The organism is Jeotgalibacillus sp. S-D1, from assembly GCF_004358665.1.
GTDB lineage: Bacteria > Bacillota > Bacilli > Bacillales > Jeotgalibacillaceae > Jeotgalibacillus.
Window position 1 is genome coordinate 1,313,734 of sequence record NZ_SMZR01000001.1, and the last position, 19,806, is coordinate 1,333,539.

A 19,806-nucleotide genomic window follows, 5' to 3' on the forward strand; every position below is an offset into this window, starting at 1 on the left:
TTCAATCTGCTTTCTTAAAAATCCCTTTTTGCCCTCAGAGACCTTCTTCTTTTTAAAAGCCACTCGTACACTAATAAGCACAATATCGCATAAGTAAATCCCAAAAGCCAGCCGCCGACCACATCTGTAAAGTAATGAACTTCACTTGCAAGCCTGCTTAAGCCCGTTAATAAGGACAATGTGATCGCGACAAAATACAATACCACTTTTTTTGTATTGCTGTAGACCTGTTCGGAAACTAAAAAAACAATAACAATAGCTGCAATCAGACTGATCATGGCATGTCCGCTTGGAAATCCAAAACTGTCCGGGGCGTGCTCAACCTGAGGCCTGTCCCTTCCTATCCAGTTTTTCATCCACTTGTTTAGTACATTCCCGCCAGCCACCGCAATCAAAAGAAGCACCATCCCTATATAATTATTGCGGCGAAACCATAAAAAAAGGACAGTCAAAATACTTATAATTCCTAAAAAAAGCTGAGTTCCAATAAAATTAAAGATCTGTACAAAGTGCAGAGGTTCAATCAGCCCATCACCGAAATGATCAATCTTAGCAACTGAATCAGTTTGGATACCGGCTATTAATAAAAGTGAAGCAAAAAAAGTTACTGCACCTAAAGGATAGAAATAACGCTTCATGCCGCCAGCCTCCCTCGCAATCATTAAAAATATGTTATTTTCTCTATTATAATCCAATTTTGATATTGTCGAAAGAGTGTGAAAATTATTCAAAAATGTTATACTTGCTCTGAACTTATTGCTTCGTTAAACGAAAGGAGACTACTATGACAATACATACATTATTTGCTAAACTTGATTCCTATTATTCAGATATGGTTGATGTCAGACGATTTTTACATCAGCATCCTGAACTTTCGTTCGAGGAAACAGAAACCTCTGCTTTCATTGCTGCTTTCTATAAAGAACTTGGGGTCGAAACAAAGACTGGCGTTGGCGGTAATGGGGTTGTCGCAACCATAACTGGAGCCAAGCCAGGCAAAACGATTGCCTTACGGGCAGACTTTGATGCCCTTCCCATTCAGGATGAAAAAAATGTTCCATATAGATCAACCGTTCCGAATAAGATGCACGCATGCGGACACGATGGACATACTGCCTCCCTTCTTCATCTTGGAAAGGCGTTACATGAACTAAAAGAGGAGTTGACAGGCACGTATGTGCTCATTCACCAGCACGCTGAGGAATACGCACCGGGCGGAGCCAAACCAATGATTGAAGACGGCTGTCTGGAAGGTGTAGACCTCGTATTTGGAACTCATTTATGGGCAACAGCACCGCTGGGTAAAATTCAATACCGTGCAGGAGCAATGATGGCAGCTGCAGACCGTTTTGAAATCATCATTCAGGGCGCAGGCGGCCATGGTGCCCAGCCCCACAAAACAAAAGATGCAATTGTGGCCGGGTCACAGCTTGTCTCTAATCTGCAGCAAATTGTCAGCAGACGTGTAAATCCCATAGATTCAGCAGTCGTAACTGTTGGGTCGTTTGTAGCGGACAATGCGTTTAATGTGATTGCAGACTCCGCAAAATTAATCGGTACAGTCCGTACCTTTAATCCGGAAGTCCGGACGCAAATTGAGGAGGAAATTGAACGGGTTGTCAAAGGTACATGTCTTTCAGCAGGCTGCGGGTATGAATATGAATACTTCAGAGGATACCCTGCTGTCGTCAACCATGAGGAAGAAACGCATCATGTGGCTGCCCAGGCCAGGCTGGTGCCGGAAGTAACGTTAATTGAAGAAATCGAACCCGAAATGGGCGGAGAGGACTTTTCTTATTATTTAGAAGCAAGAAAAGGAGCCTTTTTCTTTACCGGTGCCCAGCAGGATGGTGTAAGCAGTCCATACCCGCATCACCATCCCAAGTTTGATTTTAATGAAAAAGCCATGCTAATTGCAGCTAAAACACTGGGTGTTGCAGCAATTAATGCTCAAAGTTAAATAAAAGAACAAAGCCGGCAGCGTCACTAGGGACGCTGCCGGCTTTTAAATTATTTGACTAGTTCAAGGGTGTGTACCATTTTTTAATCTGCGCCGGCACATACCAGTACATAAATACCGCGTAAAATAATAAGCTCGCAAAAGCGGTTACACAGGCATCAAACCAGGCTGCCCCCCATGCACTCACGATAATAAACAAGGCGCCTTGAACGATCAGGACGGTGGATAATACTCCTTTAAAAGAAGCATTTTTGTATCCTGAAGGCAGAGGATATAAATCAGGCCAAATTTTCAGTTCATGTTTCTTAAGCATCGGGATCAGCTGGAAGCCCGTTAAATATAAGAATAAAACGGCAACAGCTGCTTTAACCCATAGGACTCCCGAGCCGATAATAATGACAGAAGCGATCGCAGATAAACGAATCCACAAGCCAAAATACTCATCAGAGCGCAGAAAAGTACGCACATATAAATAGCGGTAGGTATGTTTCTGCCCAAACGGCGACCGCTGCAGAAACGGATCAAGCCACCGCCGGCGTTTAGCTTGTCCCTTCAAATGAGGCACATCGGTGAAAAGGTTAGCAAATCGGTAAAATCGGTGCAGCCTTGCATGCTCCAAATCGATAAGCAGCTCCCATTTAATCGTTTTATGGGCGGTTAATTTCCTAAAAGCAATTAAATAAACCACAAGCACGATGCCAATTATAACTGGCAGCCATAAAGAAGCTTTGGCAAACACTGCCCATAAAAACACCACATTTAAAACGAGACGAACTGCCATATCTGTCCTGTGTGTAGAAAGTTCCTGATATCTCAGCACTGTCCAGCGGACAATTAAATTCCAGACCTTAAGTGCTAATACAACAGCCAGCAGCCAGAAAAACGCTGTAAACGTTCCGCCTTGAACCTTTACATACATGGGCATTGAAACGGCAAGTGCCACAAGTACAAGGTAGGACTGAAAGAAAAAACTGCTTACAATAGCACTTAAAAAGTACCGCTTCATTTGCCCTTCCAAAGGGGTTAAATATACTTTATCCGGCTCTTTTAAATACGTATAAATCGGACTCATCGTTACAATGACCCCAATTAGTACTGCCATTATGACAGGAGCATTAAAACTTTCATCAAGCGTGCTTACCCAGTTGCTGTAGGCATACCCCCCGCCTCCAATAGCGAAAATCAACACGAACATTAAATGTCCGTTGAGTATGTAACGCAAATACTTTTGAAGCTCCCGGTTATAATCCTGCAGGCGGCTTGCCCATAAATCATGAACGTGTTTCATTGGACTCTTCCTTTGTCAGCTGGATATAAATATCATCTAATGTGGCACCCGGCATTGAAAATTGTACACGAAGCTCATTTAATGTTCCTTGAGCCCGCACTTCCCCTTCATGCAAAATAATAAAAGAATCACAGTACCGCTCTGCTGTAGCTAAAATGTGGGTGGACATTAGTATACTTGCTCCTCCTTGTTTCATTTCCTCCATCAGATCAAGGAGAGATTGAATGGCAAGAGGGTCCAGCCCTACAAACGGTTCATCGATAATATAAAGACTTGGATTGGTCAAAAATGCACACATAATCATAACCTTTTGCTTCATGCCTTTAGAAAAATGCGCAGGAAACCACTTCATTTTCCCATTCATTCTGAACTTTTCCAGTAACGCCGGAATTCTTTTTTCATATGTACTTTCTTCAATACCATATGCCATAGCCGTCAGCTTTAAGTGCTCTTCAAGCGTCAGTTCATCATATAGGATTGGTGCTTCGGGTATATATGAGAACTTTTTACGATATTCATCCGGATTGTCTTTTAACTGCAGATCATTTATTGAAATCGTCCCTGAATGCGGCTCCATTAATCCGATAATATGTTTGATCGTTGTGCTCTTCCCTGCACCATTAAGGCCAATCAGCCCGACGATCTGCTGAGAATCCATTTGGAAGCTGATATTATTTAACACAGGTTTACGGGTGTATCCGCCAACGAGTGAGTTGATTTTTAAAAGTGACATCGTATTCTCCCTTTCCTGCTTCGTTAACGATATTGTAGCAGATTTTAAAGAATACCGCCCTGCACAACTTTTCATTGTATTCCTTTGCCAGCTGCCATTCGTTCGTATGCAGTTTCTCCTTTTTAAAAAGCATCTTAATGAATTCATTATAAACATGTCATAAAAGAAAAAAAGTATGCCACTGTGATAAAATAAAAACAGATTCCATTTATGAAAGGATGGGTAACATGAGTGACTGCATATTTTGCAAAATAATTAATGGGGATATTCCATCATCGAAGGTCTATGAGGATGAACATGTGCTGGCATTTTTGGATATTAGCCAGGTTACAAAAGGCCATACGCTGGTTATACCAAAAATACATAAAAAAGATATTCATGAACTGACGCCAGAAATCGCCGGCCATTTATTTTCAGTTGTTCCAAAGATAACAAATGGAATGAAGAAAACATTTAATTTAAAAGGCGTTAATTTATTGAACAATAACGGTGAATATGCCGGACAATCCGTCTTCCATTTCCACTTACATATTCTGCCCCGCCATGGTGAAGAAGATGGATTCAAACCTTCATGGGAAACTCACTCGGACCAATATACCCATGAAGGGTTAAAAACCATTGCAGAAAATATATCCGCCTCGATTAGTTAATTAAACAAACTGGTACTGAATATGAGGAGATTTGTGATATAATAACTATACTTTTCGCCAGCAGTCAAAAGGATATGCTGGGAGGAGACAGAGATTAGCTGAGGAGAGATGAGAAATGAATACAAGAACACTAGTGGCGTTATCATTATTTGTAGGGATTGGCGCAACACTGCATTTATTGCTTCCAGGGAGTTTAAGCATGAAACCGGATATGTCGCTGCTAATGATGTTTCTGGGGATTTTGCTGTTCCCGGGTGTTAAAAATGTTCTTCTTTTAGGAATTGCAACTGGACTTCTTTCCGGCTTGACTACTACCTTTCCTGGTGGTTTCCTGCCTAATTTAATTGATAAACCGTTAACAGCATTTCTTTTTTACGGAATGGTTATACTGACTGCAAAATACGCACACACTGTCTATGGCGCAGCTTTTCTATCTGTTGTTGGAACAGTGATTTCAGGGATTCTTTTCCTGGGATCAGCAGCCCTGCTTGTTGGTCTTCCAGCACCTATCCTCGCTTTGGCAGTTACTGCTGTATTACCTGCAACAGTTCTGAACGGGTTATTGATGGGGATCATGTATCCAGTTGTTAAGTCTATTATGAAGCGCTCAAGTCTAATGCAGCCTGCCGCATAATCCCAGTGAGCCCGTCTATTAGGCGGGTTCTTTTTTCCTTAGTTTACTACCAGGTAAAATAGGTTAAAGAAAAGAAGAGGAGACTTGCGGCAGTACTCAGTAAAGCGTTTCTAATTCTCACCTGTCTGGGTGGATACATCATTTTTGAGGAAATTTTTAAAATTAGTAAAATAGACAGACATATCAGGGCAATTGTACATAATAAAAAAATCCATTTAATGATCATGTAAGAATCCTCCTTTATATAAGGGGTACATTCTATACCTTATGATTAAACTCTCCTCATTAAACCGGATAAATCTCATAAAAGGATGTGTTACAGATGAATTTTAAATTATTATCATGCGGACTTTTGGTAGGACTTGTAGCGGGAGCATCGGCTACTCTGTTGTCCACTCCTCAATCCGGACAGGAATTCCGGGGACAAATCAAAGATAAAAAAGAAAATTGGTCAGAACATATGCTTGAAGTTCAAATGAACCTTCAGCAGGTAAAGGAATCGATCCATCAGGTTTCAAAAGAAGGCAAAGAATCCATTTCCTCTGTCATTGAAGAATTAAAAGAATCCATTCAGTCCTGGAAGCAGGAGTCTGATCCTGCCATTAAAAATCTTCAGGATGAACTTGCTGCAATACAAGCTACAATGGAAGAATTGGAACGCACGATTAATCAGGATGAAAAACAGACAACATAACTAATTGCACGATAAAAACAACCCATCTCGGGTTGTTTTTATTTTTTGTTCAGGTTAAGCTCTTGATTAATCCATCTGCTGAGCACTTATTTAGGTGATCTGCAGATATGGACTTTCACAATCGGAATATTATCCGTTTGCTGTCTAATGGTCAATTATTAGTTAGAAAATTAAATAAATTCTTGTCTTTTTTTATTTTTACTTTATTGCTATAATATTAAGAACATTACTATCATTCCTTATTATCTTGTTCGAAACGCCCAATTCAGTGCAAAGCAGGTGAGCTATTTGGATGAACAAACTTATTCCATGAAAGAAGCCATGCTCTTCAGTCAACGCATGGCCCAATTAAGTAAGGCTCTTTGGAAAGCAATCGAGAAGGACTGGCAAACTTGGATAAAGCCTTATGATCTAAATATTAATGAGCACCATATTTTATGGATTGCCTATCACTTAAAAGGGGCTTCAATTTCCGATGTGGCAAAGTTCGGGGTTATGCATGTGTCTACGGCCTTCAACTTTTCAAAAAAGCTTGAAGAGCGCGGATATCTTCAGTTTTCCAAACGGGAAAACGATAAGAGGAATACGTACATTAAGCTCACAGAAAAAGGAGACAATTTATTATTAGAATTAATGGAAAATTATTCTCCTGAAACAAATGCTGTTTTTCAAGGCGCTTCCCCTCTCCGGGAGATTTACGGTAAATTCCCTGAAATGATGGAAATGATGTCCATTGTTAAAAATATTTACGGGGATGATTTTATGAAAATTTTCGAAAAGTCCTTTCATAATATTGAAAATGAATTTACTGAAACCGATGGAAAACTTCAAAAATCTTCCACGCATCCGCCAATTGAAGAAGCTGCACCTTCATCTTAACTATTCTATTTAACCCGACGAGCCGCGATTTATAGCGGCTTTTTTTTATTAATTTTTTTAAAAATTTGATTGAGGAAAAAATGCGTAGTATGAGCCCGTCCGTAAGCATAAAACATATAATAGCCGAAATTGGTCATTGATATTTTTTTTCAAATGATCAGTAAGTCCGCCTAACCTCCAGAGACTGATATCACCGAAAAAATGGTATTATTATCCCCCCTCCCGCTAATGTCCTGCTCCCCATACAGCTCCCTATTGCTATTGTTTTGTAAATTTTATAAAAAGGTATTGATTTTTGTATATAAGGGGAGTAAAGTAACTTTCAGGTTGTTAAATACGTCGGTCGTCGATATTGGAGGGCGATTTAAAATGCATTGCTGGAAATCGATAAATGTTAAGAAACAGTACGGATTCTATCGGATCTTTATGTTTTCTCTGATCCTTGTCCTGGCTGTTTTTTCTTTTTTACATGTATTCTCTCAAATCACAAGAGAAACTCAATTAAATGATCAATATTTTTCTCTTTTTGCCTTAGGATTCTTTTTGATTTACCCTGCACATAAATTTTTTCACATATTGCCGCTGGTTAAATATATAAATGATATTAAGCTTAAGACACGATATCAGTTTTATTTTGTTCCAATCATGTCAGTCAGAGTGAAAAAACCAATTCCTAAGTCATCGTTTGTTTTAGCATTGGTCTCTCCTTTCGTTATGCTTAATGGAATGCTGCTGACGGGAGCAGCTGCTTACCCAAGTTATTCACATTATTTCACCATGCTGACAGCGTTTCATTGCGGCATCTGTTTAGTTGATTTCCTGTACGCAAAGTGCCTGTTCAAATCACCAAAAGAGTCGTTTATTGAAGAAGATGATGACGGCTACGAGATATTAGTTCCTGTAAAAAATACCGAATATAACCATGCTTAGATGCTATTACTCCCTCATTCTACTGACTTAACAGCAGTTTGCCTTGAGGGAGTTTCATTTTCCAGATAAAAAGAATAGAAGCTTAGCCTGTTTTTTCTGCTCATCTTTTGGTATTGTAGTAACTAGAGGATAGGAGGGGTTTGGCAATGGTCTCCGTAGTATCATTATTCATTTTGTTTACTATATTTATCTTATATTCGATTAACCGTATGACGAATAAATTATGTGTGCAAAAAGAAATACCTGATGAAAAACAGCCAAAGGTATTTCGTACCATTAATATCCTAATTCTAGTTTTACTGATTTCATCATATGTAGAAGTGCTTTACACATAAAATAAGCACAAACTCCATTGGAATTAAGATAAAGAAAACGAACTGACGTTTTAAGTCAGTTCGTTTTCTTTTTACAGCTTAACGCTATATATCTCGAAGGAGACGAAATTTTTCCATCAATAAGGTACTTTGAAATCCAGGAAAATCCGAATTCAACGTAAGTCTTATGCTGGTTCAGCCTCTTATTTAGATTCTATAACCAAGCTGAGCCAATGATAATCAAAAGTATAAACAACACAACAACTAACGCAAAACCTCCGTAGTATCCGCCGCCACCTGACATATTATTTCCTCCCTTCAATTCAGTTTATTTTAAAACCAAGCAGAACCTACAATAATCAGCAAAATAAAGAGCACAACGATTAGAGCGAAGCCTCCACCATATCCGTATCCCATCTTAACCCCTCCTCTCTTTCTTATTTATGCTATTCAGAGAAAGAAGAATTGGCATGGGCTGAATAATGGATTATTAAATAATTGTATAAAAACATTGAAGATTCCATGAATTCTACCCGGGTGCTGTAAAAAGTGATTAGAAAGGCGTTCTCCGTTCTATTGAAGTATGGTATAGTATGATTTGTAGATTTTTACACCTGCGTTTTATCAGGCATAAGGAGAGGAAAAAATGAAAAAATGGATTGCTACGGCATCATTGGTTGCAGGGGTTGCCGGTTTGGTAGCTTGCAGCGATGATAATGCCGGCGGAGATGTAATTGCGACAACATCAGCTGGTGATATTACCAAAGAAGAGTTTTACAAAGAAATGAAGAGCACTGTTGGTGAACAAGCGCTGCAAATGATGATTTTAGAGGATATTCTCCAAGAAAAATATCCGGTGGAAGATGAAGAAATCCAGGCTGATATCGAAGCAATGAAAGAACAATATGGCGGTGAGGAACAGTTTAATGCTGTGATTGCACAGCAGGGCCACACAGAAGAATCTTTCAGTGAAATGCTGCGATTAAATAAGCTTCAGGAAAATGCTTTAGTAGCAGATATTGAAGTAACAGATGAAGAAATTGAAAAAAAGTATGACCAAATGAAAAAAGAAGTTAATGCCAGACATATTTTAGTTGAAGACGAAGAAACGGCACTTGAAGTGAAGAAATTGCTTGAAGAAGGCGGGGATTTCACAGAGCTTGCTAAAGAATATTCCACTGAGCCAGCCGCACAGGAATCAGGCGGAGAACTTGGCTTCTTTGGTCCCGGGCAAATGGATCCTGCTTTTGAAGAAGCAGCTTTCAATCTGGAACCAAACGTAATTAGTGATCCTGTGCAATCAAGCTTTGGATTTCATATTATTGAAGTAACAGAAACGAAGGAAGTTGAAGTAGCTGATCTGGAAGAAATGCGCGATGATATTGCACATGATATCAAGATGAGCAAGGCAGACCAAACACAGATTACACCAATTGTCCAAGGCATTCTTCGCGATGCTGAGATAGATATTAAAGATGAAGAGCTTTCTTCAAGCTTTGACTCGCTGCTGGAAGCACCTGCGCAGACGCCTGAACCTGGTACCACAGAAGAAGCACCAGAAGAAGAGCCTGCTGAAGACACTGACGCAGAATAAAATGCATAAAAACAGGCTGTCCTACTTTTTGACACATGAAGGTCAAAAAAGCGGGACAGCCTTTTTCATTATTCAGCTACTCTTCTTCTCGGTACAATAATCTTTTTCTCTTTTCTTCTACCATTCGCTTAATGTATGTTTGTCCATGTTCTTCGATCCATTCTTTCTCTACCTTCTTATCTAAATACGCTGCTCTAACCATCATTACAGCACTAACAGCAATACCACCAATTGTCAGATCTACCCATAATGGAAACATAGCTACTCCTCCTAATTAGACCATATAAGCTTAATCAGTTATTTTAACTGGTTATGGACAGCCTATGCACTTGGTCAGAAGAATATGCCAATAATTATTCTTGATCATCCTCATACATGAGCGGTTTGTAAAAAGAGCGGTTCTCAAGAGCAAATACCCTTTCTGTAAATTCTCCTGCCTTCGTACGAGTGAGTACCCGATCCATCATGTTCATCTTTGCATCAAGATTATCGATATAATGCAGAATTTCTGCTTCCCTGATCATAGGAGGTTTTGGAGAACCCCATTCGGCCTTACCATGATGGGAAAGAACCATATGCTGAAGCATAAGAATTTCTTCTCCTTTTAAATCGAGTTCTTCTGCTGCTTGTCCAATTTCATTAATCATAAGGGAAATATGCCCAAGCAGGTTTCCTTCAAGCGTGTAAGAGGCTGAAACCGGCCCTGAAAGCTCTTCTACCTTCCCCATGTCATGCAAAATGATTCCCGCGTAAAGCAAATCTTTATTTAATGAAGGGTATAAAGCTGTAAGGGATTTAGCTATATGCAGCATGGAAAGCACGTGATAGGCCAGCCCTGAAACAAATTCATGATGATTTTTAGTAGCTGCAGGGAATTCCATAAACTCTTTTTGATGCTTTTTAACAAGATGCCTTGTCAGCCTTTGAATGGTTGGATTTTTCATTTCGAATATATATTGAGTCAGCTGATCCATCATTTCATCTATTGGGACGGGCGCTGTCTCAAGAAACTCTCCAATTGATACTCCATCGCTTGGTGATGCCGGACGAATTTGTCTTAATCGCAGTTGGTTTTTTCCCCTGTAGTTATGGATTTCTCCTGCGACTTTTACGATGGATTGTGCCTGGTATTTTTTTTCATCTTCATCTCCGGCATCCCACAGCTTCGCTTCTATATCTCCGCTTCTATCCTGAAAAATAAGCGTTAAGAATGGTTTTCCTGTAGTCGTTACACCTTTAGTAGATTGCTTAATTAATAGATATTGATCAACCGGATCGCCGGGATTTAAGTAGGTAATTCCTTTCATCTTACAAACAGCTCCTTTACTTATTCATTAATTATGCTACCTCTGTGCCATTTACCCTCTTTCTTTTTCCCGCAATCCATATACGTGTTGCGATTAAACCGAACAACATGACCGAGGCGCCAAACAAATAGGGCACATGAATGTTTTTAAGAAACAAATAACCCGCTAAAATAGGCCCTGCTACATTACCTAAACTTAGAAACGAATTATTCAGCCCCATGACCATGCCCTGCCTGGAACCAGCCATTTTGGAAATTAATGAATTCAATGATGGCCGCAACAAGGAATTTCCTATAAAAAAGATTCCTGTTGTCACAATAACCATGACGTATGATTGAGCAAGTGTCATGATTACGAAACCTGCTGCGCTGATAACCAAAGCGATCGTCACTACTTTTTCTTCTCCGAATGCACGGGTCATTCTGCCGACACCCACACCTTGAACAAGTGTGCCGACGATCCCGACAATAAGAATGATAACCCCTACCTCTTTGGGACCATATCCATACCGTTCAAGTGCATAATATCCAAATATGGCCTGAAAATTTGCAAGTCCGAAACTCATGATAAATACAAGAATCAGAAGAAAGCCAACCGGACTGCCAAGCGCTTGTTTTATTTTTTTATATTGTGATAAGCGCGGTTCTTCCTCCAGTGCATCTCTTCTTTCTTTTGTAAAAGACTCCGGAAGAAAAACAACAGAGACAAGAGCCGCAACAGCAGCAGCGCAGCCAGCAAATAAAAATGGGTAAGATAAATCGTATTCTGCAAGCCATCCTCCAATTCCAGGACCTACTACGATGCCAAGTCCCATAGCTGCTCCCAAAATCCCCATTCCCCGTCCACGGTTTTTTTCATCGGTTACGTCTGCTACATAGGCCATTGCTGTAGGCATGAGTGCTGATCCAAAAATCCCTGCCATTATACGCGACAGAAATAACATCCATAGACCTGTTGCAAAGGCAAAAATAAATTCAGCTGCGGCAAAGCCAATCAGCCCAATTGTAATGAGCGGCTTCCGTCCAATTTTATCAGACAGTCTGCCCCAGTAAGGCGCAAATAGAAATTGCATTAAAGCAAACACCGCGACTAAAAAACCCAGCGTTTGCGCATCAGCGTTAAATTTCTCAACATAAAAAGGGAGTATAGGTATGACCAGCCCTATTCCCACCATGACAATAAACAAATTAAAGCTTAATAAAAAAAGTGGTCCCCGGCGTTTTGTGCTTTTTAATCCTTTTCCTGACATTCAATTAATTCCTTTCATAACAATTAAGCAGTATGTTTCTATCATACCCGAAGCTTAACTATCAGGCTATCTGAAAAGTTCTGTGTCAGTATATCATATTAAAAAAATCGGCCTCAAAGGGCCGATTTCTACTTTTCTTTTTTTGAAAGGATCAACGCCTTCTTCATATCCTTAAACGAAGAGCTGTTTCCGTACATTAGCACGCCGCCCCGGTATACTTTTGCTCCGAACCAGCCAATAATGAAAATCGCTGCAAGCGTCAAAGCAATAGCAACCATAGGTTCCCAAAGGGGTATATTGAGCATTCCTACACGGGTAAACATTACTAGCGGACTAAAAAATGGAATATAAGATGTAATGGTAATAAAATTGGCTTCAGGATCTGCCAGCCCGTAGAATGCCAGCATGGCACCAGCAATAATTAACAGGTTGACCGGCATCATCATTTGCTGAATATCCTCTGTCCGGCTGACCAGGGATCCCAAAAAAGCGGCCAGCGTTGCAAATAGAAAGTACCCCAGCAGGAAAAAGATAATGCCAAAGGAAATCGTCTCAATGCTGTTTGCTGAAAAATCAAACAGGCTGTAGATACCCCCCTCAAGTGAATCCCTGCTGAATCTTATGGAGATGAAACCAGTGATCGCCCAAAAAGCGAGCTGAGTCAGACCTAAAAGGCCAATTCCCACTATCTTAGCAAAAATCTGCTGTATTGGCGGAACACTTGAAACCAATATTTCCATTACTCTGGACGATTTTTCTGTTGCTACTTCAGTAGCTATCATAAGTGAGTAAATGAGGACAGACATATAGATAACAAAAATCATGATATAAACCAGGCCTCTTGCTTCATTCAATTCTTCTTCGGATTTAGCGGTTTCCAAAAAGGATGATTGCTCAAACGCCACCGGCATATTTAACGTAGCCAGTTCATCTGCACTTAAGTTCAATTTTGCTGCTGCAAGGTTTGACTGAATGGTTTGCAAGGAAAGCTGAAGATCTGCTGAATTGCCGTTTGTACTAAGCGATTCTGACAAATAGTTTGCTGAGATTTTACCGCTGTCCTGCAGTGAAACGGTTAACAGTGCATCGTACTCTCCTGCCTCCACCTGCCGCTCCAGTTCTTCCAGCTCTTTATCACTATTTTCAATGGTTATATTTTGATTTACAATATGAATCTGCTGCTCAAGTGCTGCAGCCACACTTCCTTCTTCATCATAAACAGCAACCGTCCAGCCTTCTCCACTGCCGCTCTCCCCATCGTCTGAACCAAATGAGTCCATAATAGTTTGGAAATTTGTTCCTACAATGATTGAAAGCGCAAATATTATGGTCGTGATTAAAAATGCCTTTGACTTGAATTTTTCTCCATAGGTCTTCGCTAAAATCAATCCGAATCTATTCAAAAGAAGCACCCACTTTCTCGATAAAAATATCATTTAATGAAGGCTCTTCTAAAGAAAATTGACGAATAAATCCTTTCCCGCTAATTTCTCGCAGAATAGCCTGTGATACTTCCTCATTTTTGATTTGAAGCTCTACCCCGTCCATCCGTTTTTTCATTTTAACGACATCAGGAAATGAGTGTAAATAGGTGAGATCAAAATCGGCATCGATTAATAGGTTTTTCTTTCCAAAAGAACGCTTAATTTCTCGCAAACCGCCGTCAACAATGGGTTTTCCTTTATGAATAATACACAAGCTCTCGCAAAGTTCTTCCACATGCTCCATTCTATGGCTGGAAAAAATAATAGTTGCCCCCCGCTGCTGAATATCTCTGACCGCGTCTTTCAGCAGTTCCACATTTACGGGATCCAAGCCGCTAAAAGGTTCATCTAAAATAATCAGTTCAGGTTTATGCAGGATTGCTGCAATGAATTGGATCTTCTGCTGATTTCCTTTTGAGAGTTCTTCCACTCTTTTATTTTCATATTCCGGAACCTTAAACCGGTCCAGCCAATAAATAAGCTCTTTTTCAGCTTCTTTCTTGTCCATTCCTCTTAATCTTGCTAAATAAATAATTTGATTCTTTACTTTCATTTTAGGATAAAGTCCCCGTTCTTCAGGAAGATATCCCACATTATTGCTATTATGATAGCCAATTGACTGACCGTTCCAGGTAATCTTTCCTTCCGAGGCATCAAGCAAGCCAAGCATCATACGAAAAGTAGTTGTTTTGCCGGCTCCGTTAGCCCCAAGAAATCCGAACATTGATTTTTCAGGAATAGTCAGGGACAGTTTATCTACAGCCAAGTGTCCGCCAAAACGTTTTGTCACCTGATTAATATGTAATGTCATTAAGAAACCTCCTTCATCCTCTATCCATATTTTATACGATTCAATATGGAAATAGATTCATTTTTTTCACTTTTCCCTCCCCCTCTTTACTAGTTCGGACAGAATATGTAAGAATAAAAACAGTTCCATTAAATAAATATAAGGGGTTGGGAGAATGGCTGTTTACAAAATGACTGCATTTGATGAAAAGGGAAGCTTGCTTTTTGAGCACTCATTTGAAGCTGAACAAGATGAAGAGGCAAAAGAAATCGGGAAAAAGCGCTTTGATGAAGAGGGCTTGACTCAACGAACACACCGGCTCGTATCCCCACGGGGAAAACTGCTGCTATTTCATACCTGAACAGCAAAAAAGCCGGTGAGACCCATTTCTCACCGGCTTATCCCTTTACTGCCCTTTAAAGTTTGGTTTACGTTTTTCAACAAATGCTTTAATGCCTTCTTTGTGATCCTCAGTCTGCCGCATTCTCCATTGCGATTCCTGCTCAGACGCCAAAACGGCCTTTAACTCACTAACCTGATTGGACCGGAGAATTGACTTTGTCTCCATCATCGCTTTCAGTGGGCTCCTTTGAAATCCCGCAACTAATTTCCTTGCTTCCTCGAGCCCTTTATTCTCAGCCACCACTTTGTCGATTAAACCCAAAGCGTAGGCCTCCTGGCCATTCATTACTTCACCTTTCCAAATAAGCTGCATTGCTTTTTGGGCACCAATTCGTTCCTTTAAAAAGAAATGGCCTCCACCGTCCGGAACCAGGCCAATGCCGATAAAGTTCATCGCAATTTTGCTGCCTTCTTCTGCCACAATGAAATCTGTAGCAAGTGCAATACTGAACCCCAAACCAGCTGCCGCACCATGAATCGCGCTTACTGTAATCTTATCCATCGAATACAGCACCAGAGAGAGTTCTGAGATAATCTCCATAAAAGTTTGGAATTGGCCTTCACCTTCCATTGAAAGCATGGTTTTAATATCTCCGCCTGAACAAAAGCCCCGGCCTTCCCCTTTTAAAACCACCAGATAAATATCAGGATCCCGATTTAATTCCTTCAGTGTTTCTACCAGCTCTTCCATCATCTCCAGCTGGAGTGCATTTAGATTTTCAGGCCGGTTTAATGTTATCCACCCTGTTGTGCCCTCGATCTCCACCTTAATCGAATTATAATCTGTTTTAATTGCCACAATCTCATCCCCTTTAAATGAATGTTCATTCATTATTTCTAGATAAGATTGCCAAACTCCTGCAAAAAGATAAAATCTCTAAGTAAGCACAGACACCGTTTTATAAATTTTTCAGTTTTTTTGGAAAAATAGCATTAAGATAATCAATTTTTTTCTGTGTATAATCCATAAATCCATCATTATACGATTTGGGATCCTTTGGATTGGCAAAATGAGTTATTTTACCGGTTTCAGGGTCAATGAATTTACTTGCAGCACCGCAGCCTAATCCAATAATGGTTTGTACTTCTTCCATTATAATAATGTTATATAAGCTTTCTTCTCCAGGCTTTGCATAACCCACATTTTCTAAGTTGCCTAAAATGTTTTTCTGTCGGTAGAGATAATAAGGTACATATCCATGCTCCTTGTTCCACTTTTGCGCAAGATCCATCATTTTTTCTACTTCTGTCCGATCGGCAACTTTATATTTTTCACGGTTCAGCGTCATTTCAGAAGCTCGTTTAAAGGATAATGTATGAACCGTTACCGACTCAGGCATAAGCTTTTCCGTTTCATCCAATGAATGTTGAAGCTCAGGTACTCCTTCATTGGGCAGTCCAATGATTAAATCCATATTGATATTATTCATTCCATGCTGCCGCGATAAATGAAATTTATCTATGGTTTCCTGCACTGTATGATGCCGTCCAATCGCTTTTAACGTTTCATCTGTATAGGATTGAGGGTTGATCGAAATGCGGTCAATCTTCCACTTATTTAATACATCAAGCTTTTCAGGGGATATTGTATCCGGACGGCCTGCCTCAACCGTGACTTCTCTGACTTGTTTTACATCGGGGAAGGATTGATACATTTCCTCATATAAAGCATCCATTTCCTCAGCCGTAATAGCAGTTGGTGTTCCTCCGCCGAAATAAATGGTCGTAATTTTAACGCCTCTTTCTTTCAGCCAGCGTCCGGTTTCCTGAATCTCATAATGGAGGCCCGCTAAAAAGGCGGACACTTTTCCAAGCTTTCCTTGTATAGCAAATGCAGGGAACGTGCAATAAGCACACTTTGTAGGACAAAACGGAATGCCTATATAAATACTTACTTCATCCTGCAGATCATACAAATCTGGAATCATGGCAAGCTGACGATGAACAATTTCTTCCATTAAACTGATTTTCTCATCTGAGATCTGATAGTGAGCTTTAAGAAATGCTCTTGTTTCCTCGAGTGGTGTGTTTATCATCTGCTGTTTGTGCATCAGCTTGGTAGGGCGTATTCCTGTTAATACACCCCACTTTTGAGTGATTCCTGTATATTGCTGCAAGAGAGACAAGAACACATGAGAAACCACGTTTTTATTTTGTTTAAAGCTTTCTTTTTCCGTCTCTTCTAACCGGTAAACAGTTTCACGCTCTGCAGCAATTGCATGCTCGCGAGCTTCTGCCACAGCATGAATACTGTTCTCTTTTATCGTAACCTCAATATCAATAATAAACGCATCACGCAGCTCTTCATTGGAGACAGTCAGTGCAGTATCTTCATAAAATAAGTTTGCAATGTTTTGAAGTGTTCGTTGGTAACGCTGGTCATTCAGACCTCTGACAATAATATTCATACTTCTCACCTTTCTGGCATTCTTCACTTGTATAAGTTTACAAACGTTTACTGCCAAGGTCAATTAAGTGCAGCATTTTATGCCGATATTATTTCCAGTATGAGCAATACACCTCTTCAGATAGTTTTACTGAACTTATTTGCAGCAGGTTTCAAAAAAAAGCAGCCCGGCGAATTTCTTTAGCCGGACTGCTTTCTTAAAGCAAATTATTAGAAACTACTGCGTAGGACCTTGATTGTCCATTGCACCGTATAGTTCTTCTAATGGTTTCATGATTACTTTGTTTAATTCCTGAATCAGCATGCTCATGCGCTGCTCTGATTCCATTAATTTTGAAATGATTTCATGCTGCTGAACCAGCTGAGCTGTTTTTTGAGCCTGAGCAATTTCATCTTCAGAAATTTCTTCACCATTCATTTGTTTTTGCTGAAGACCAAGTTGAATGTCTCTGAAGTTCTCAAAGATACCTTTCGCGGACTCATCGCTGTTCACCGCATCGTACATTGCTTGTAATTGCGTGAACTCCTCGCTTTGGCGAATTGCACGCTCTAGTTCGTTTGCATGATCGTACAGATTTACTGACAATCGGAAAACCTCCTTTTTAATCACACTTACCCTCTTCCCCGATGAATAAGTGCTCAAACATGATTTTTAGTTATTTTGTCTCATCTTAATAAAAGAACGATCAAACCCTGGAATAGTCCAATGATTCCGCCGAGGACTGCACCAAGATAGGTAATCATTTTAAATTCTCTTCTGGAAATACCCAGTATCAAATCCTCAAGCCTCGAAACTTCAAATGAATCAACCTGTTCCCGTACAATTTCCTGCAGCTGCATTTTTGACAGCAGCTGCTCCAGCTTATCAGCGAGCATCTCTTTTGCAACTTCTACCAGCTTGGGAATAAGCCGGTCAACCGCAGCTTCTCTTAATGGTGATACTGCATGTCCCAAAGGACGTGTAAGCCAGTTTTTTAAATCGATGCGTTCCTTCATGAAACCTTGCAGCCTTACAATAAGGTCCTGGTCAGTTACTACGGAAAAAGCACGATCCCACTGCCAGTCTTTTACATTTTCCCATTCCTTACGCAAAACCTGTTCGAGTATATCATGTGTGCCTTTATGTTTCAAAAACTTTATAATTTCAGGCTGTACTTTATCTGTTAATGATGTATTTCCCATAACCATTTGTATCATGCTTCCTAATGTGCCACGCGTCTTGAAAAAATCCTCAATCATGACCCGAATCCGTTCTTTTCCTTCATAAGAAGAAAAGTAATCCACGCCTTTTGACAGGATATAATCCGTTACGACTTCAACCTTGCCATCCAGCCTCACAATCCATCTCTCAGGCAGGGTTTCACGGATCGTCTGGGTCTTGTAGCGCTCTTTAACCGTTTCATATTGCGATTCAATCCAGTTATCCATAGACTTTTCCACGTAAGGAACCGGCGACTCTATTTCAAAGCGGTTAAGCCAGACTTGTACAGGTTTTTCTGAAGTAAAAACCCGGTCACTTTCCTGCTGAAGCCACGAAGTCAGCGCTTTTTCATATTTTTCATTTAAAAAGCGCTCCTTCAGGCTTTGTGCAGTAAGCAAATGATTAACAACCATCATTCCCAGCTGCTTTGCCAATTCATCTCTTCTTCTTGGAATTAAACCAGGTGTAAAGGGCACCCGCCATTTTCCCAGGTATATTGCTTTATAAGGTCTGAAAAGCATTTTGATTGCGATTGAGTTTGTAAAACCACCTATCCCAGCGCCAATTATAATCATGATGATCAACATCAAAAGTGTATCCATAACTATTCACCTTCCACTAAACATTCCTATTTTATCTTTACCAAATTCAGTATAGCAGAAAGGCCAATAATGGGAAGCAATAGGTTTAATTGGCCTGTTCTTTAATTAGAGTTCTTTCTTCTCCTATAAACATAAAGATATGTTTGATGAGCAAAACGTATGCTGCTGCCGCATGGTATACTACCGTTAAACACATATACATAATGGAGGTATTTAGTATGATTCAGCATTTTCATTACCAATCCATGTTTGAAAATAAACAATTACCGGGATGGTTAATTTCCTTTACTTATGAAGGCCAAAGGATATCAGGCATTTATCATAAGACAGGAAATATCGAATGGACTTCGCCCCCTTTATTTCGTGATCAGGAAGCCGAAGAAAACGTAAAAAAACAGCTGCATGATCTGATGCTTTACCATGTTTATGATCAGGCATAGCATCCTTTTCATAACAGCCGTATAGCTTTTTGCTTCTATACACATAGTAAGCATCAGGGGGTGTAGAGATGAGCAAACCATCTTTTTTGCCGGATTCATGTCAGGAAGGCCGTGACAAAGTCTGTATGGACATTGACCGCTTTATTAATGAAGGAATGGCCGGAGGCACGGTGCATCGCTTCCATCATACTCCGAACATTGAAGAAGCAAGAGATCTTGAGCAGGAAACACCACCAAACGGATCCTGA

The 19,806-nt window shown here is 40.1% G+C and carries 25 protein-coding genes; 11 read left to right on the plus strand and 14 right to left on the minus strand.

Annotated features, from left to right (window positions below):
• Nucleotides 1–14 precede the first annotated feature (14 nt).
• Entirely contained in the window at nt 15–638 is a 624-nt protein-coding gene (locus tag E2R51_RS06650) for a phosphatase PAP2 family protein (RefSeq protein ID WP_165967155.1), read from the minus strand.
• A 146-nt stretch (nt 639–784) separates the two neighbouring features.
• Here E2R51_RS06650 and E2R51_RS06655 point away from each other — a divergent pair, with 146 nt between their 5' ends.
• A complete protein-coding gene (locus tag E2R51_RS06655; protein WP_133376212.1) occupies nt 785–1,960 on the plus strand; it encodes a M20 family metallopeptidase in 1,176 nt (391 codons plus the stop codon).
• Between the two features lie 58 nt (nt 1,961–2,018).
• On the opposite strand, the gene E2R51_RS06660 is transcribed toward E2R51_RS06655, so the two are convergent.
• Together E2R51_RS06660 and E2R51_RS06665 are read right to left on the minus strand one after the other, a co-directional pair.
• Entirely contained in the window at nt 2,019–3,248 is a 1,230-nt protein-coding gene (locus E2R51_RS06660; protein ID WP_133376213.1) for an ABC transporter permease, read from the minus strand.
• Nucleotides 3,232–3,981 (minus strand): ABC transporter ATP-binding protein, encoded by a 750-nt coding sequence (locus tag E2R51_RS06665; RefSeq protein WP_133376214.1) that lies wholly within the window; start codon nt 3,979–3,981, stop codon nt 3,232–3,234. The genes E2R51_RS06660 and E2R51_RS06665 overlap by 17 nt, the downstream gene beginning before the upstream one ends.
• A 227-nt stretch (nt 3,982–4,208) precedes the next feature.
• Between E2R51_RS06665 and E2R51_RS06670 the strand changes: the two genes are divergently transcribed.
• The 6 genes from E2R51_RS06670 to E2R51_RS06695 all read left to right on the plus strand — a co-directional run bounded on the left by E2R51_RS06670 (nt 4,209) and on the right by E2R51_RS06695 (nt 8,103).
• Nucleotides 4,209–4,631, plus strand: a complete 423-nt coding sequence (locus E2R51_RS06670) for an HIT family protein (RefSeq protein ID WP_483299909.1) — start codon at nt 4,209–4,211, stop codon at nt 4,629–4,631.
• Nucleotides 4,632–4,746: 115 nt separating this feature from the next.
• Entirely contained in the window at nt 4,747–5,265 is a 519-nt protein-coding gene (locus E2R51_RS06675; RefSeq protein WP_133376216.1) for a tryptophan transporter, read from the plus strand.
• A gap of 322 nt (nt 5,266–5,587) precedes the next feature.
• Complete coding sequence (locus tag E2R51_RS06680; RefSeq protein WP_133376217.1) at nt 5,588–5,959, plus strand: YtxH domain-containing protein; 372 nt, start codon at nt 5,588–5,590, stop codon at nt 5,957–5,959.
• A gap of 288 nt (nt 5,960–6,247) precedes the next feature.
• Nucleotides 6,248–6,838 carry an HTH-type transcriptional regulator Hpr gene (locus E2R51_RS06685; protein WP_133376218.1) on the plus strand — a complete coding sequence of 197 codons (591 nt, stop codon included), beginning with the start codon at nt 6,248–6,250 and terminating at the stop codon, nt 6,836–6,838.
• Nucleotides 6,839–7,207: 369 nt separating this feature from the next.
• On the plus strand, nt 7,208–7,768 hold the full coding sequence (locus E2R51_RS06690) for a DUF3267 domain-containing protein (RefSeq protein WP_133376219.1): 561 nt from the start codon (nt 7,208–7,210) through the stop codon (nt 7,766–7,768).
• Between the two features lie 146 nt (nt 7,769–7,914).
• The gene (locus tag E2R51_RS06695; RefSeq protein WP_133376220.1) at nt 7,915–8,103 is read left to right on the plus strand and encodes a hypothetical protein; all 189 of its coding nucleotides are present in this window, start codon (nt 7,915–7,917) and stop codon (nt 8,101–8,103) included.
• Nucleotides 8,104–8,296: 193 nt separating this feature from the next.
• Here the strand turns inward: E2R51_RS06695 and E2R51_RS06700 are convergent, their stop codons facing one another.
• Nucleotides 8,297–8,386 (minus strand): YjcZ family sporulation protein, encoded by a 90-nt coding sequence (locus E2R51_RS06700; RefSeq protein WP_133376221.1) that lies wholly within the window; start codon nt 8,384–8,386, stop codon nt 8,297–8,299.
• 29 nt (nt 8,387–8,415) lie between these two features.
• Nucleotides 8,416–8,499 (minus strand): YjcZ family sporulation protein, encoded by an 84-nt coding sequence (locus E2R51_RS06705; RefSeq protein ID WP_041058971.1) that lies wholly within the window; start codon nt 8,497–8,499, stop codon nt 8,416–8,418.
• Nucleotides 8,500–8,728: 229 nt separating this feature from the next.
• Here E2R51_RS06705 and E2R51_RS06710 point away from each other — a divergent pair, with 229 nt between their 5' ends.
• The gene (locus E2R51_RS06710; RefSeq protein ID WP_133376222.1) at nt 8,729–9,676 is read left to right on the plus strand and encodes a peptidylprolyl isomerase; all 948 of its coding nucleotides are present in this window, start codon (nt 8,729–8,731) and stop codon (nt 9,674–9,676) included.
• 76 nt (nt 9,677–9,752) lie between these two features.
• Here the strand turns inward: E2R51_RS06710 and E2R51_RS06715 are convergent, their stop codons facing one another.
• The 5 genes from E2R51_RS06715 to E2R51_RS06735 all read right to left on the minus strand — a co-directional run bounded on the left by E2R51_RS06715 (nt 9,753) and on the right by E2R51_RS06735 (nt 14,527).
• A complete protein-coding gene (locus E2R51_RS06715) occupies nt 9,753–9,935 on the minus strand; it encodes a sporulation YhaL family protein (RefSeq protein WP_133376223.1) in 183 nt (60 codons plus the stop codon).
• A 94-nt stretch (nt 9,936–10,029) separates the two neighbouring features.
• Nucleotides 10,030–10,983 (minus strand): 3'-5' exoribonuclease YhaM, encoded by a 954-nt coding sequence (yhaM, locus tag E2R51_RS06720; RefSeq protein ID WP_133376224.1) that lies wholly within the window; start codon nt 10,981–10,983, stop codon nt 10,030–10,032.
• Nucleotides 10,984–11,014: 31 nt separating this feature from the next.
• Nucleotides 11,015–12,232 (minus strand): MFS transporter, encoded by a 1,218-nt coding sequence (locus E2R51_RS06725; protein WP_133376225.1) that lies wholly within the window; start codon nt 12,230–12,232, stop codon nt 11,015–11,017.
• A gap of 128 nt (nt 12,233–12,360) precedes the next feature.
• Nucleotides 12,361–13,644 (minus strand): ABC transporter permease, encoded by a 1,284-nt coding sequence (locus E2R51_RS06730; protein WP_306462114.1) that lies wholly within the window; start codon nt 13,642–13,644, stop codon nt 12,361–12,363.
• Nucleotides 13,628–14,527 carry an ABC transporter ATP-binding protein gene (locus E2R51_RS06735; RefSeq protein WP_133376227.1) on the minus strand — a complete coding sequence of 300 codons (900 nt, stop codon included), beginning with the start codon at nt 14,525–14,527 and terminating at the stop codon, nt 13,628–13,630. The genes E2R51_RS06730 and E2R51_RS06735 overlap by 17 nt, the downstream gene beginning before the upstream one ends.
• A gap of 154 nt (nt 14,528–14,681) precedes the next feature.
• On the opposite strand from E2R51_RS06735, the gene E2R51_RS06740 reads away from it, so the two are divergent.
• Nucleotides 14,682–14,867, plus strand: coding sequence for a YhzD family protein (locus E2R51_RS06740; RefSeq protein ID WP_133376228.1), 186 nt, complete (start codon nt 14,682–14,684; stop codon nt 14,865–14,867).
• 45 nt (nt 14,868–14,912) lie between these two features.
• On the opposite strand, the gene E2R51_RS06745 is transcribed toward E2R51_RS06740, so the two are convergent.
• The 4 genes from E2R51_RS06745 to E2R51_RS06760 all read right to left on the minus strand — a co-directional run bounded on the left by E2R51_RS06745 (nt 14,913) and on the right by E2R51_RS06760 (nt 19,118).
• Nucleotides 14,913–15,707 carry an enoyl-CoA hydratase gene (locus tag E2R51_RS06745; protein WP_240732971.1) on the minus strand — a complete coding sequence of 265 codons (795 nt, stop codon included), beginning with the start codon at nt 15,705–15,707 and terminating at the stop codon, nt 14,913–14,915.
• 100 nt (nt 15,708–15,807) lie between these two features.
• A complete protein-coding gene (locus tag E2R51_RS06750) occupies nt 15,808–17,316 on the minus strand; it encodes a coproporphyrinogen III oxidase (RefSeq protein WP_133376230.1) in 1,509 nt (502 codons plus the stop codon).
• 216 nt (nt 17,317–17,532) lie between these two features.
• On the minus strand, nt 17,533–17,901 hold the full coding sequence (locus E2R51_RS06755; RefSeq protein WP_133376231.1) for a YlbF/YmcA family competence regulator: 369 nt from the start codon (nt 17,899–17,901) through the stop codon (nt 17,533–17,535).
• A gap of 80 nt (nt 17,902–17,981) precedes the next feature.
• Nucleotides 17,982–19,118, minus strand: coding sequence for a DUF445 domain-containing protein (locus E2R51_RS06760; protein ID WP_133376232.1), 1,137 nt, complete (start codon nt 19,116–19,118; stop codon nt 17,982–17,984).
• 218 nt (nt 19,119–19,336) lie between these two features.
• Here E2R51_RS06760 and E2R51_RS06765 point away from each other — a divergent pair, with 218 nt between their 5' ends.
• Together E2R51_RS06765 and E2R51_RS06770 are read left to right on the plus strand one after the other, a co-directional pair.
• Entirely contained in the window at nt 19,337–19,558 is a 222-nt protein-coding gene (locus E2R51_RS06765; RefSeq protein WP_133376233.1) for a DUF5342 family protein, read from the plus strand.
• A 68-nt stretch (nt 19,559–19,626) separates the two neighbouring features.
• The gene (locus E2R51_RS06770; protein ID WP_133376234.1) at nt 19,627–19,806 is read left to right on the plus strand and encodes a hypothetical protein; all 180 of its coding nucleotides are present in this window, start codon (nt 19,627–19,629) and stop codon (nt 19,804–19,806) included.

Excerpts from the sequence above, each read along its gene's own strand:
- E2R51_RS06680 (WP_133376217.1), top strand. The coding sequence starts at position 5,588 with ATGAATTTTAAATTATTATCATGCGGACTTTTGGTAGGACTTGTAGCG.
- E2R51_RS06675 (WP_133376216.1), top strand. The coding sequence starts at position 4,747 with ATGAATACAAGAACACTAGTGGCGTTATCATTATTTGTAGGGATTGGC.
- E2R51_RS06665 (WP_133376214.1), bottom strand. The coding sequence starts at position 3,981 with ATGTCACTTTTAAAAATCAACTCACTCGTTGGCGGATACACCCGTAAA.
- E2R51_RS06670 (WP_483299909.1), top strand. The coding sequence starts at position 4,209 with ATGAGTGACTGCATATTTTGCAAAATAATTAATGGGGATATTCCATCA.
- E2R51_RS06760 (WP_133376232.1), bottom strand. The coding sequence starts at position 19,118 with ATGGATACACTTTTGATGTTGATCATCATGATTATAATTGGCGCTGGG.
- yhaM (WP_133376224.1), bottom strand. The coding sequence starts at position 10,983 with ATGAAAGGAATTACCTACTTAAATCCCGGCGATCCGGTTGATCAATAT.
- E2R51_RS06710 (WP_133376222.1), top strand. The coding sequence starts at position 8,729 with ATGAAAAAATGGATTGCTACGGCATCATTGGTTGCAGGGGTTGCCGGT.
- E2R51_RS06750 (WP_133376230.1), bottom strand. The coding sequence starts at position 17,316 with ATGAATATTATTGTCAGAGGTCTGAATGACCAGCGTTACCAACGAACA.
- E2R51_RS06740 (WP_133376228.1), top strand. The coding sequence starts at position 14,682 with ATGGCTGTTTACAAAATGACTGCATTTGATGAAAAGGGAAGCTTGCTT.
- E2R51_RS06690 (WP_133376219.1), top strand. The coding sequence starts at position 7,208 with ATGCATTGCTGGAAATCGATAAATGTTAAGAAACAGTACGGATTCTAT.
- E2R51_RS06735 (WP_133376227.1), bottom strand. The coding sequence starts at position 14,527 with ATGACATTACATATTAATCAGGTGACAAAACGTTTTGGCGGACACTTG.
- E2R51_RS06695 (WP_133376220.1), top strand. The coding sequence starts at position 7,915 with ATGGTCTCCGTAGTATCATTATTCATTTTGTTTACTATATTTATCTTA.
- E2R51_RS06650 (WP_165967155.1), bottom strand. The coding sequence starts at position 638 with ATGAAGCGTTATTTCTATCCTTTAGGTGCAGTAACTTTTTTTGCTTCA.
- E2R51_RS06655 (WP_133376212.1), top strand. The coding sequence starts at position 785 with ATGACAATACATACATTATTTGCTAAACTTGATTCCTATTATTCAGAT.
- E2R51_RS06770 (WP_133376234.1), top strand. The coding sequence starts at position 19,627 with ATGAGCAAACCATCTTTTTTGCCGGATTCATGTCAGGAAGGCCGTGAC.
- E2R51_RS06765 (WP_133376233.1), top strand. The coding sequence starts at position 19,337 with ATGATTCAGCATTTTCATTACCAATCCATGTTTGAAAATAAACAATTA.
- E2R51_RS06715 (WP_133376223.1), bottom strand. The coding sequence starts at position 9,935 with ATGTTTCCATTATGGGTAGATCTGACAATTGGTGGTATTGCTGTTAGT.
- E2R51_RS06700 (WP_133376221.1), bottom strand. The coding sequence starts at position 8,386 with ATGTCAGGTGGCGGCGGATACTACGGAGGTTTTGCGTTAGTTGTTGTG.
- E2R51_RS06705 (WP_041058971.1), bottom strand. The coding sequence starts at position 8,499 with ATGGGATACGGATATGGTGGAGGCTTCGCTCTAATCGTTGTGCTCTTT.
- E2R51_RS06660 (WP_133376213.1), bottom strand. The coding sequence starts at position 3,248 with ATGAAACACGTTCATGATTTATGGGCAAGCCGCCTGCAGGATTATAAC.
- E2R51_RS06725 (WP_133376225.1), bottom strand. The coding sequence starts at position 12,232 with ATGTCAGGAAAAGGATTAAAAAGCACAAAACGCCGGGGACCACTTTTT.